General features: G+C 69.1%; 10 protein-coding genes. 8 read left to right on the forward strand and 2 right to left on the reverse strand.

Annotated features, from left to right (window positions below; all coding sequences use genetic code 11):
- Window positions 1-11: 11 nt before the first annotated feature.
- Both ABD768_RS12935 and ABD768_RS12940 read right to left on the reverse strand, forming a co-directional pair.
- The gene (locus tag ABD768_RS12935; protein ID WP_344840544.1) at window positions 12-809 is read right to left on the reverse strand and encodes an SDR family NAD(P)-dependent oxidoreductase; all 798 of its coding nucleotides are present in this window, start codon (window positions 807-809) and stop codon (window positions 12-14) included.
- A 61-nt stretch (window positions 810-870) separates the two neighbouring features.
- On the reverse strand, window positions 871-1,716 hold the full coding sequence (locus tag ABD768_RS12940) for a GNAT family N-acetyltransferase (RefSeq protein ID WP_344840546.1): 846 nt from the start codon (window positions 1,714-1,716) through the stop codon (window positions 871-873).
- A 134-nt stretch (window positions 1,717-1,850) separates the two neighbouring features.
- On the opposite strand from ABD768_RS12940, the gene ABD768_RS12945 reads away from it, so the two are divergent.
- The 8 genes from ABD768_RS12945 (at window position 1,851) to disA (ending at window position 11,339) form a co-directional block, all read left to right on the forward strand.
- Window positions 1,851-2,492: a class I SAM-dependent methyltransferase gene (locus ABD768_RS12945; protein ID WP_343975546.1), complete on the forward strand. Its 642-nt coding sequence runs from the start codon at window positions 1,851-1,853 to the stop codon at window positions 2,490-2,492.
- Between the two features lie 80 nt (window positions 2,493-2,572).
- Entirely contained in the window at window positions 2,573-3,121 is a 549-nt protein-coding gene (locus ABD768_RS12950; RefSeq protein ID WP_343975543.1) for a P-loop NTPase family protein, read from the forward strand.
- Window positions 3,111-4,364 (forward strand): ABC transporter substrate-binding protein, encoded by a 1,254-nt coding sequence (locus ABD768_RS12955; RefSeq protein ID WP_344840548.1) that lies wholly within the window; start codon window positions 3,111-3,113, stop codon window positions 4,362-4,364. The genes ABD768_RS12950 and ABD768_RS12955 overlap by 11 nt, the downstream gene beginning before the upstream one ends.
- Window positions 4,364-6,133, forward strand: coding sequence for a sugar ABC transporter permease (locus ABD768_RS12960; protein ID WP_344840550.1), 1,770 nt, complete (start codon window positions 4,364-4,366; stop codon window positions 6,131-6,133). The genes ABD768_RS12955 and ABD768_RS12960 overlap by 1 nt, the downstream gene beginning before the upstream one ends.
- A complete protein-coding gene (locus ABD768_RS12965; RefSeq protein WP_344840552.1) occupies window positions 6,130-7,425 on the forward strand; it encodes a hypothetical protein in 1,296 nt (431 codons plus the stop codon). The genes ABD768_RS12960 and ABD768_RS12965 overlap by 4 nt, the downstream gene beginning before the upstream one ends.
- A gap of 57 nt (window positions 7,426-7,482) precedes the next feature.
- Complete coding sequence (gene radA, locus ABD768_RS12970; RefSeq protein WP_343975531.1) at window positions 7,483-8,895, forward strand: DNA repair protein RadA; 1,413 nt, start codon at window positions 7,483-7,485, stop codon at window positions 8,893-8,895.
- Between the two features lie 153 nt (window positions 8,896-9,048).
- Window positions 9,049-9,987: a beta-ketoacyl-ACP synthase III gene (locus tag ABD768_RS12975; protein WP_344840553.1), complete on the forward strand. Its 939-nt coding sequence runs from the start codon at window positions 9,049-9,051 to the stop codon at window positions 9,985-9,987.
- A 257-nt stretch (window positions 9,988-10,244) separates the two neighbouring features.
- Entirely contained in the window at window positions 10,245-11,339 is a 1,095-nt protein-coding gene (gene disA, locus ABD768_RS12980) for a DNA integrity scanning diadenylate cyclase DisA (RefSeq protein ID WP_343975525.1), read from the forward strand.
- Window positions 11,340-11,440 lie beyond the last annotated feature (101 nt).

Raw genomic sequence — 11,440 nt, forward strand, 5'->3', positions numbered from 1 at the left:
CGGCCCAGCGGTCAGGCCGCCGGTACGTCGTACCAGCCGCCGTCTACCTGCATGGTGGTGCCGGTGATGGAGCCTGCGAGCGGGCTGGCCAGGTAGAGGACCGCGCTGGCGATCTCGTGCGGCCGGCTGATCCGGCCGACGTCGTTCGGGGCGAGCGCGCGGAGCAGATTCGGCTCGATCTCCGCCCAGGTCGTGCCCCAGCCCTGCGCCTGGCCGAGTGCGGTCAGGTTCCGCTCGCTCACCTCGGTCAGGATGCCGCCGGGCGCGACCGCGTTCGAGGTCACGCCGGTCTCCTTGAGCTCACGAGCCAGCGACGACGCGAGTGCGTGACGCGCGGCGTTGCTGGCCGCGTAGTGGGGTTGACCGGCCTGCGGCATGATGCCCACCGCGCTGCCGATCTGGATCACGCGACCCCAGCCGCGCTCGCGCATCCCCGGCACCAGGTGCTGGATCAGCCGCACGCTGGACAGGACGTTCACGTTGTAGATGTCCGCCCAATCGCTCGCCGCCAGGTCACCCCAGCCGCGGGCGGGCTCGAAGTACCCGGCGTTGTTGACGAGGATGTCGACCTCGCCGGCCGCCGTGGCGACCTGCGCCGCACCCTCGTCGGTCCCGAGGTCACCGACGACGACGGTCCCCTGGCCACCGTCGGCCTCGATCGCCTTCAGTACCTGCTCGGCCTTGTCCCGGTCGCGTCCGTGCACGACGACGCTCGCCCCTTCGGCCGCGAGCAGCCTCGCGACCGACTCGCCCAGCCCCGCGCTCGAGCCGGTGACGAGCGCCTTCTTCCCGGCCAACTGCAGATCCACGATCCGTTCCTTCCACGTCCGACGGTCTTTGTCCCATCAGTGTGGAAAGCCGAAAATGGACTCACAAGTCCAATTTCTGGCCGACGTAGTCGACGGTCCGCAGCCCCGGCCGGAAGCCGATGCTCTGGTAGAGCTTGGCCGGGATCGGGTAGCCGTCGTCGCCGCGGGGACAGACGCGTGCCTCGACGCCGCCCAGCTCCTTCAACGCGTGCAGCGCGCCCAGATTGACCGCCTGCCCCAATCCGAGCCGCCGGTACTGCGGTGCGCAGCCGACCGGCTCGACCAGGCCCGCCCGGTGCTGCTCGTCGAGCCAGATCAGCGCGCTGGCCACGAAGACACCGTCGGAGTTCTCGACGACCCAGTCGAGCTCGGGGCGGTACGGCCAGGTGCTCATCACCGCTGCCATTGCCTCGGCCGTCATCTTCGACGGAGCGACGTCGGACCAGGCGGCGCGATGAACGGCCGCCCGCTTCTCGATCTCGTCGGCACGGACATGGCGCAAGGTGAAGCCGTCCGGGACGACCGGCGTACCGAGGTCGTCGAGGGTGATGTTGTGGTGGGTGTAGTACGGGCGACCGTGCTCGAGGACGAAGCCGGCCTTCTCGATGGCGTCGATCAGGTGCGTCTCGCTCTCCAGCACACTGGTCAGTCGTTGCACCGCGGGGCCGGTTTCTTCGCGGAACCAGTCGAGTACCTCGCCGGCCACCTCGGGCCGTGCCGGATCGACGACGAGCAGCAGCCCGTTGCCCTCGATCCAGCCCCACGCGACGTCCTGGTCGCCATCACTCCACAACGCGATCCGCCAGCCGGCCTGCCGCTCCGGCGGGACCGAGGCCAGCTCCCACCCGATGTCGCCGATGTGGAAGCGCGATCCGGCGCCGTAGATCCGCTGGACCAGATCCTGCATCGCCCGGTCATCGGCTGATCCATGGTGGTCGCGACGGTGCACGAGAGCCTCCGGGGGCAGTTGATTAGGGTTGCGGCGTGGCGAACATAGCGGACGGTGGGATCCCGAGTCCCAACATTTGGCACCATCCCGCCGTGTACGAAGTGGAGAACCGCGCCGTCGATCCGGACGGGGTGATCGAGCCGGCGATGCGGGCGATCCGCGACTGGGCCGGGGCGACCGTGCTGGACCTCGGGTGCGGGACCGGGTTCCACCTGCCGATGTTCGCGGCCACGGCCGGCCGGGTGATCGGGGTCGAGCCGCACGGGGAGCTGGCGGCGATCGCGCGGCGGCGTACCAAGGATCTGCCGACGGTCGAGATCCGGCAGGGGACGGCGCAGAAGGTACCGGTCGAGGACGCGTCGATCGACGTGATGCATGCGCGCTGGGCGTACTTCTTCGGGCCGGGCAGCGAGCCGGGGCTGGCCGAGCTGGACCGGGTGATGCGCCGGGGCGGGACCGCGTTCGTGATCGACAACGACGGCTCGCGGTCGACCTTCGGGCGCTGGTTCAGCCAGAGCTACCCGATGATCAAGCCTCCTGAGGTAGAGCGCTTCTGGCTCAGCCGTGGCTGGCAGCGGACTTCGCTGGACATGGGCTGGCGGTTCGAGCGCCGCGAAGACCTGGAGGCGGTGATCCGGATCGAGTTCAAGCCGGCCGACGCCGAGCACTACATCGCCTCCCACATAGGCCTCGAGGTCGACTACGCGATCAACCTCTGGAGTAAGGCCTACTGACATTGCGGCACGCGTTGAAGCTGCGGTGGCCCTGGCCCTCTACTACGGTGAGCAGCCCGACGTAGGAGGCGCCAGGCCGGATGGACGGACTGCTGCTCAAGGGGTTGCCCGGTCTGCCACGGGAGCTTCAGCTAGTCCGAGGCGAGCAGCGAGCCCTGGTGGTTAAGGATGCGACTACTGCACGCCTGTTAGCCGATCTGATCACCGGGCTGGAGCAACCGCCGCCAGACGCGACCATCGATTGCACCGGCGACATCCGGCTCGTACCGGCCGAAGGCGGCTTGCTGCCCCACCTCGACGTGCTCGGCAACATCGTCCACGGCCATACCGTCACCCACCGAGTCACCCGCCGGGCAGCCGAGGAAGAGAGCCGCGAGACCGCAGCCCGTTGCGGTCTGGGAGACGTACTGGACCGCTATCCCCACGAGATCACCCCCGGCCGTCGCCGCCTGGCCGGAGTTGCCCGTGCACTGCGTGCGCACCCCACCGCGATCGTCCTCGAGGATGCACCCGGCCTACCCACGTGGGGATCACTGCTGTGGTTCGAGAACCCGGAGCTGTGGTTCCCGACTCTCCTGCTCATCACTACCGACCCAGCCCGTACTACGGGGTTCCAGCATGCCGACTAGCCGCCGCGCCTTCCTGGGTGCCTCCGCCGTACTCCTGGCCACCGGCTGCTCCGGTACTGCGGACGTCCTCGGTCTCCGTCGACCCGTACGCATCGCAGTGAGCTGGAGCGGTCAGGAACTGCGCGCCTTCCACTCGGTGCTCGACGGGCTCGGGCGGCTGGACTACCCGGTTGAGGTCGTCCCACTCGGCGACGACATCTCCACTGCCTTCGGACCTCGCTCTGCTCGCCGACCCGACTTGGTGATGCTGCCGCAGCCGGGGCTCGTCCCACCTCACCAGAAGGATCTGGAATCGATGCCGGATGACCTGGCCGAGCGGGGCCGAGCGCGGCTCTGGGACGAGCTACTGGTCGTCGACGGAACGACGTACGGGCTGCCGTTCAAGACGGCTCACAAGTCCGCGGTCTGGTACCGGCCATCCGTGCTGAAGAAGGCAGGACTCGAGCCGCCCACCCAGTGGAGTGAATGGCTCGCGATGAACAGGGCCTTGTCGGATGAAGGCATCAGGCCATTGGCACTGGCCGCTGGAGATGGCTGGGTGCTCACCGACTTCCTGGAGAACGTACTGCTGAGCTCCTCGCCATCCACCTACCGCGCGCTGGCCACTGCCGCTCACCCACGGCCATCCGAGCAGCCTGGCTTCGCTGCGGCTCTGCGACTCCTGGGGACCATGTGGTCGGCACCTGGAGCGCTGGCGGGCGGCGTGGAGCGGTCGCTGGTACAGCAGTTCCCCGATGCGATCGTCGAGGTCTTCGGGCATCGCAGGGCGGCCATGGTGCTCGCATCCGACTTCGCCGAACCAGTGGTGCGCTCCTTCGCCGCAGACCCCGACGACATCGGCATCTTCACCTTCCCGCCGATCAGTCCCGGCGCGGCGCCACCAGTAGTGGTCGGTGGCGACGTCATGGTGCTGCCCAAGCCGACCAGCGACGACGCCCGAGACCTCGTACGCCGGTTGGCCGCGCCCGCCGCTGTCGATCCGTGGATCGCAGAGGGTGGCTTCCTGGCGGACGGGGTGACCAGTGGGTACTCCCCTGAGCTCACCCGGCTCGCTCAGCAACTGGTCGCGCCCGGTGCGTCGCTGCAGTTCGACCTGTCCGACCGGCTCGGACGCCTGGGCGACATCAATGGGCTGTGGCGAGTGCTGACCGACTTCCTCGTCCGGATCGGCGGCCGCGGTAGCGACGTCGTACCGGAGGCCGTTGACGACGCGCTGGCCGAACTGAAGAAGGTGGAGAGCTGATGGGGCTGCAGAGCAACGGCCTGACGCTCGAGATCGTCGGGCGCGAGATCAGCGGCCGGCCGGTGCCTGGTAAGCCACGGCGACCACTAGGCCCTTATTTGCTTGGGCTTCCGGCATTGCTGTTGAGCTCGTTGCTGTTCATCCCTATTGCGGTGACCGTGGTGGCTGCGTTCAGGCGTCCGGACGGTACCTTCGGGCTCGGGAACTTCACGGTGATGGGCGACCCGGCCGCATTGCATGCCGTCGGCAACAGTCTGGCGTGGATCGCGGTGGCGCTCGGACTGGTCGTGGTCGGCTTCCTGCTGGCGCTCGTCAGCTACCGGCTGCCGGGGTTGTCGACGTTTCTCCAGCCGGCGTTGGTGATTCCGTTCGCTGTGTCGGTGCTGGTGTCAGGGGTGACCTTCCGGCTCATCTACGACCCGACGCCCGAGCGTGGCACGGTGACGGCCGTCTGGACCAAGCTGTTCGGCTCCAGCCCGGTATGGCTCGGGCCTGGGCTGTTCTGGCTGGTGCTGGTGTCGGCGTTCGGCTGGACCTGGCTCGGGTACGTCGTATCGCTGTTCCGGGCAGGCCTGGACGCGATCCCGGATGACGTGAGCCGGACCTTGGCGGCCGAGGGCGTCACCGGGTGGCGACGGCTGCTGGCACTGGAGTTGCCCTTGCTCAGGCCGATCACTGGCGTGGTGACGCTGACCCTGGTGATTGCGGCCGTGCGGGTGTTCGACCTGGTGCTCATCGTCGTCCCTGGGCCGATGCAGCGCGATGCCGACGTACTGGGGTTGAACTGGTGGCGCGCTACCAGCACGGGTGAGCCTGCCGGTCGTACTGCGGCTCTGGGTGTGGTGCTGTTCGCGATCGTGGCTGCTGTCGCGGTCATCGGTGTCCGCGGGTTGCGGCGACGGCGGTGGGCGATGCCGGTGAGTGTGGTCCGGCCTGTCCTCGCGCGCTCCAGGCCTAGCCGGCGGGTGCGGCGGATCGGGTGGACGGTCGGATTCGCGGTGAGCCTGATCTGGATCCTGCCTGCCGTTGTGCTCGTGGCGACTGCGCTGCATTCGCCGCGGGAGGCCGGGCTGCGTGGGTGGTGGTCGCTCGACGGGATCGGGGTGGACTCCTTCACGGCCGCCGTCAACGCGGGCTTGCTGCGGGCGCTGCTGTCGACACTGCTGATCTCTTCCGTGGCAACCCTTGTTTTGCTGGTGATCGCGGTGCCTACTGCGTACCTGGTGGCCTGGGGTGGGTTACCGCACTGGTTGGGGCGGCTGGTCTCGTCGTCCTTTGTGGTGCTCGCGGTGACGCCGGTGCAGATGTATGCGGCTCCGCTGCGGGATGCGATCGGCACGGCGGGGTTAGCCGGGTCGCGGGTGGCGTTGGCCTTGGTGCATGCGGCGGCCGGGTTGCCGTTCGCAGTACTGCTGCTGCGGTCGGCGTTTGCTTCGGCGCCGCCGGTGCTGGTGGCTGAGGCGTTGCGGGGGCCGGCTCGGCAGAGCGCAGTACTGGCTACTGTGCAGCGGACGTACCGGCCTGCTCTGGTTGCTGTGGCGGTGCTGGAGTTCGCGCTCGTGTGGAATGACTTCATCGTGGGGTTCTTGATCAGCGGGCCTGGCACTACGCCGCTGTCGCTGGTGTTGTGGGGAGAGGCTCGGCAGTTCTCGGCCTCCAGCGGGACAGTGGCCGCTGCTGCGGTGGTGGCGTCGGTGGTGCCAGTGGCGTTGCTGTTGACGTTCTGGCGGACGGTTGTGCGCGGGCTGACCGTGGGGAGCAAGCCGTGACGTCACCTGACCCTTCTCACAAGCCGTCTGACCAGGAACCGCGTCGGCGGGGCGACATCCTCGGGATCAGCGCGCTCGCGGCCGGGCTGTTGTCGGGACTGGCCGGGGACAAGCTCTCCCAGAGCATCGACAGCAGCGGCTGGATCAAGGTCGCCGGGATCAGCCTGACCATCGTGCTGGGGCTGATCTGGGCGATCTACAACGCTCCGGTCGGATTGCGGCGGTATCGGCGCTGGCGGTCTCGGGCCCCGCGAGAGCCTGGCGCGTTGCATGTTGCGGCTGAGGAGGCTGAGCAGTGGCTGGTGTCGCTCGGCTCGGATGCAGGTGGGTTGGCGGCCTCGGAGTGGTTCCAGCAGGAGGAGCCGCGGTTGCGGGAGCTACTGGAGGTGGAGAAGGCTCGTACCGACAACGTGGATGACTTCGCCCGGATCTGCGATGCGCTGGAGGCTTGGTACCTGCGGCGGCAGGACAGTCGTGGACTGCTGGAGCTCAGTGAACTGCTGACGGCGGCGGGTGATGCCTGTGCTCGGCGCGACCTGGCGGAACTCGCTGCGGCGCGGGCGGCAACGGCGTACCGGTTGATGGGTGATCTGGAGACGGCGAGCACTCGGCTCGGGGTGTCTTCCAATGTGGCGACCCGTGGTCGGACTGCGGCGGCACTGACCACTCGGCGGCAGGTGGAGCGGGCGCTGCTGCATTTGGCGCGGGCCGAGCAGGCACCGGCCGGCAGCGATCGGGACGAGGCGGTACTGAACGCACGGGACCGGTTGGACGACGCACGACTGCGACGCCCCGGGCCGGATCTGGCAGGCGAGATCGCCATCCAGATCAACCTCGCGATCGTCCACCTTTACCAACAGGATCCTGAAAGCGCCCTGGACCGCCTACGAGCCGCAGCTGCCCGGGCCACCGCCGCCGGTGACGCCAGCGCACGAGCCCACGCCCTGGAACTCCACGGCGTAGCAGCCTGGATGCAACGCAGCCCCAAAGAAGCCAAACAGTGGTGGCGAGAAGCCGCCAACCTCTACGCCGAGGTAGACGAACCCGAAGGCCGGGCCCGCTGCCTCCAGCACCTCGGCTCAGCCGAGATCATCAACAACCTCCCCGACAACGCCCGCGCCTACCTCGAACAAAGTGCCGACCTCCGCGGCGGCACAACCGGCCACCCTCTCCTCGCCCACTACCTCAAAGCAGCCCGCGACGCCGGCGACCAACCACCCCCACCCGAATCCCCACCCCACCGAACCGCCACCAACTGGCTCCGCCGAAAACTCTCCCGTTGGTTCACCTGAGCAAACCTGTGGATAGGGAGATCAAGTTTGTCGGTGGGTTCAATTAGGTTGGGCCGCATGGTGAAGGCAGCGGGGTCGGCCAGGTCGAAGGCGGCGGGGAAATCGCCGTTCGCGTGTAGTGAGTGTGGGTGGACTACCGCGCGCTGGATCGGGCGGTGCGGGGAGTGTCAGGCGTGGGGGACGGTGGCCGAGGTCGGGGCGCCCAAGGCTGCTCGGATTACTGCGGGGCCCGTGTCGTCGCCGGCGATGCCGATCGGGAAGGTGTCGGCGGTTGAGGCGGAGTCTCGGCCGACAGGGATCGGTGAGCTGGATCGGGTGCTTGGCGGCGGGGTTGTGCCGGGGGCAGTGATTCTGCTCGCGGGCGAGCCGGGTGTTGGCAAGTCGACGCTTTTGCTGGAGGTGGCGGCGCAGTCGGCGCGGCGAGGACAACGCACGTTGTACGTGTCCGGCGAGGAGTCCGCAGCCCAGGTCCGGCTCCGGGCAGGACGTACGGACGCGTTGGTGGACGAGCTGTACCTCGCGGCCGAGACAGACCTCGGAGCGGTCGTCGGCCAAGTGGACGCCGTCGACCCGACCTTCCTGGTGATCGACTCCGTGCAGACGATGGCGCACCCCGAGGTCGACGGCGCGCCAGGCGGTGTCACCCAGGTCCGCGAGGTGACGGGCGCACTCGTCCGGCTGGCGAAGGAGCGGAACATCGCCGTCGTCCTGGTCGGGCACGTGACGAAGGACGGCGCGATCGCCGGACCACGGATGCTGGAGCACCTGGTCGACGTGGTGCTGGCGTTCGACGGCGACCGGCACTCCGGGTTCCGGATGGTGCGGGCGACCAAGAACCGGTTCGGCCCGTCCGACGAGGTCGGCTGCTTCGACATGGTCGACACCGGCATCGTCGAGGTGAGCGACCCGACCGGCCTGTTCGTGTCCGAGCACGCCGAGCCGGTCGCCGGCACCTGCGTGACCGTGATGATGGAAGGACGCCGGCCATTGCTGGCCGAAGTACAGGCTCTGGTCGGGCCGTCGGCGGCACCACAACCACGGCGTACGACGTCAGGGCTCGAGTCGTCGCGGGTGGCGATGGTGCTCGCGGTGCTGGGCAACCGCGCGGGGCTGAAGCTGACCGACCAGGAGGTGTACGTCGCGACCGTCGGCGGAGTGAAGATCACCGAGCCCGTCGCGGACCTCGCGGTCGCCATCTCGGTTGCGTCGTCGGTGATGGACAAGCCGATCCACCCCGGCCTGATCGCGATCGGCGAGGTCGGCCTGGCCGGCGAGGTGCGCCGCGTCGGCGGGCTGGAGAAGCGGCTGGCCGAGGCCGCCCGGCTCGGCTTCACCAAGGCGATCATCCCGGCCGACGTGCCGAACCGCTCCAAGGAGTCCAAGCCGATGGACATCGAGGCCAAGTACGGCCTGCGCACGTTCGCAGCCGGCGACATCCGCGCCGCCCTCACCGCCGCCGGCCTCACCTGACCACCGGGGCTGGACCCTGTGGTCCAGTTCACAGCGGGGGCATGAGCGTGAGACGGGTATCTACGCACCAGTAGTAAGGAACGTATTCTGAGGGTGCCCCCACCCCAAACGGCCACCGCCCCAGGCCGTCCCCCTCCCGGAGGAGCACGCGAGATGACCGGTTCCAGAGTTGTCGCCCTCGGCCATTACCAACCCGAGCGGGTGCTCACCAACGCCGAGCTGTCCACCATGGTGGAGACCAACGACGAGTGGATCCAGAGCCGGGTCGGGATCAAGGAACGCCGGATCGCGGCGCCGGACGAGCAGGTCGACGAGATGGCCTGGCGCGCCGCCGAGAAGGCCGTCGCCAACGCCGGCATCGACCTCGCCGAGATCGACCTGGTCGTCGTCGCGACCTGTACGGCGATCGACCGCTCCCCCAACATCGCCGCCCGGGTCGCCGCCCGCCTCGGCCTCGGCAGCCCGGCCGCGCTCGACGTGAACACCGCCTGCTCCGGCTTCAGCCACGCGCTCGCCACGGCCGACCACGCTATCCGCGCGGGCGCCGCCTCCAAGGCGATCGTGATCGGCGTCGAGAAGCTGAGCGACTTCACCGACTGGACCGACCGGACCACCTGCGTGCTGATCGGCGACGGCGCCGGCGCGGCCGTCCTGGTCGCCAGCGACGAGCCGGAGATCGGCCCGGTCGTCTGGGGCTCGGTCCCGGAGATGTCCGACGCGGTCCGGATCGAGGGCCGCGACGGCAAGTTCGCCCAAGAAGGCCAGAGCGTCTTCCGCTGGACCACCACCCAGCTCCCGGTGATCGCCCGGCAGGTCTGCGAGAAGGGCGGAGTCACCCCCGAGGAGCTCGGCGGTGTCGTCCTCCACCAGGCCAACCTGCGGATCATCGAGCCGCTGGCCAAGCGCCTCGGCGCGGTCAACGCGGTGATCGCCCGCGACGTGATCGAGTCCGGCAACACCTCGGCCGCGAGCATCCCGATCGCGTTGTCGAAGCTGGTCGAGCGGCGCGAGATTCCGGCCGGTGCGCCGGTGCTGCTGTTCGGGTTCGGCGGCGGCCTCTCGTACGCCGGACAGATCATCCGCTGCCCGTAGTACCGGCCCGGCAGCAGCGACACGCGGTACACCGGGAGTTGCTTCAGCTGTTATCCGATCGGTGATCGAACACCGCCCCCGATCACCTTCCGGCCCCGCCGGGTACCGAAACGACGCTCAGCCGACCACTGCACGATGCGGTTGCACGATGCGATGCACGTGCGTTTGCAAACGCGACCGAATCGCCGGAGCCCACCGGCCCGCAAAGCTGGTGGGTCGGTCACAGTACGGCGCGCAGCCGCATAGACTCAGGGACCGTGGCCCCGAATTCCGACAAGAACAGCACCGACGCCCGGATGCGCGCGACCCTCGCCGCCGTGGCGCCCGGTACCGAACTGCGTGAAGGCCTGGAACGGATCCTGCGGGGCCGGACCGGTGCCCTGCTGGTGCTCGGCCAGGACAAGGTGGTCGACTCCATCTCCACCGGCGGCTTCGAGATCGAGGTCGAGTTCACCGCGACCGGCCTGCGCGAGCTGAGCAAGATGGACGGCGCGATCATCCTCGACCGCGACATGTCCCGGATGCTGCGCGCCGCCGTCCACCTGATGCCGGACCCGTCCATCCACACCGAGGAGACCGGCACCCGGCACCGCACCGCCGACCGGGTGGCCCGGCAGACCGGCTTCCCGGTCATCTCGGTCTCCCAGTCGATGCACATCATCGCCTTGTACGTCGACGACCAGCGCTACGTGCTCGAGGACTCCGGCGCCATCCTGTCCCGGGCGAACCAGGCGCTGGCCACCCTCGAGCGCTACAAGCTGCGCCTCGACGAGGTCTCCGGCACGCTGTCCGCGCTCGAGATCGAGGACCTGGTCACGGTTCGCGATGTCGCCGCGGTCGCCCAGCGGCTGGAGATGGTCCGCCGGATCGCCACCGAGATCGACGGGTACGTCGTCGAGCTCGGCACCGACGGCCGGCTGCTCACTCTGCAGCTCAACGAGCTCGTCGCCGGTGTCGCCGGTGAGCGCGAGCTCGTCGTCCGCGACTACCTGCCGCCCGCGGCCGGCCGCCGCCCGAAGACGGCCGAGGACGTCCTGCTCGAGCTCGACGCGGTCAGCCCGACCGACCTGCTCGACATCGGCCAGGTCGCGCGCGCCCTGCAGCTCGGTGGCGCCGAGCAGCTCGACGCGGCCGTCACCCCGCGCGGCTACCGCCTGCTGGCCAAGGTGCCGCGCCTCCCCGGCGCGGTCATCGATCGCCTGATCGAGCACTTCGGCCACCTGCAGAAGCTGCTCGCCGCCAGCATCGACGACCTGCAGACCGTCGACGGCGTCGGCGAGAACCGCGCCCGCACGGTCCGTGAGGGCCTGTCCCGCCTCGCCGAGTCCAGCATCCTGGAGCGCTACGTCTAGACGCTCTTCCTGTACTACGTAACGCGGCGCCGGCTGACCCATCAGCCGGCGCCGCGTCTCTTTGTGCTGCCCGTAGGGGACTTGCCTGAGCACCTCTCGGC

The sequence above is a fragment of the Kribbella ginsengisoli genome (assembly GCF_039537185.1).
GTDB lineage: Bacteria > Actinomycetota > Actinomycetes > Propionibacteriales > Kribbellaceae > Kribbella > Kribbella koreensis.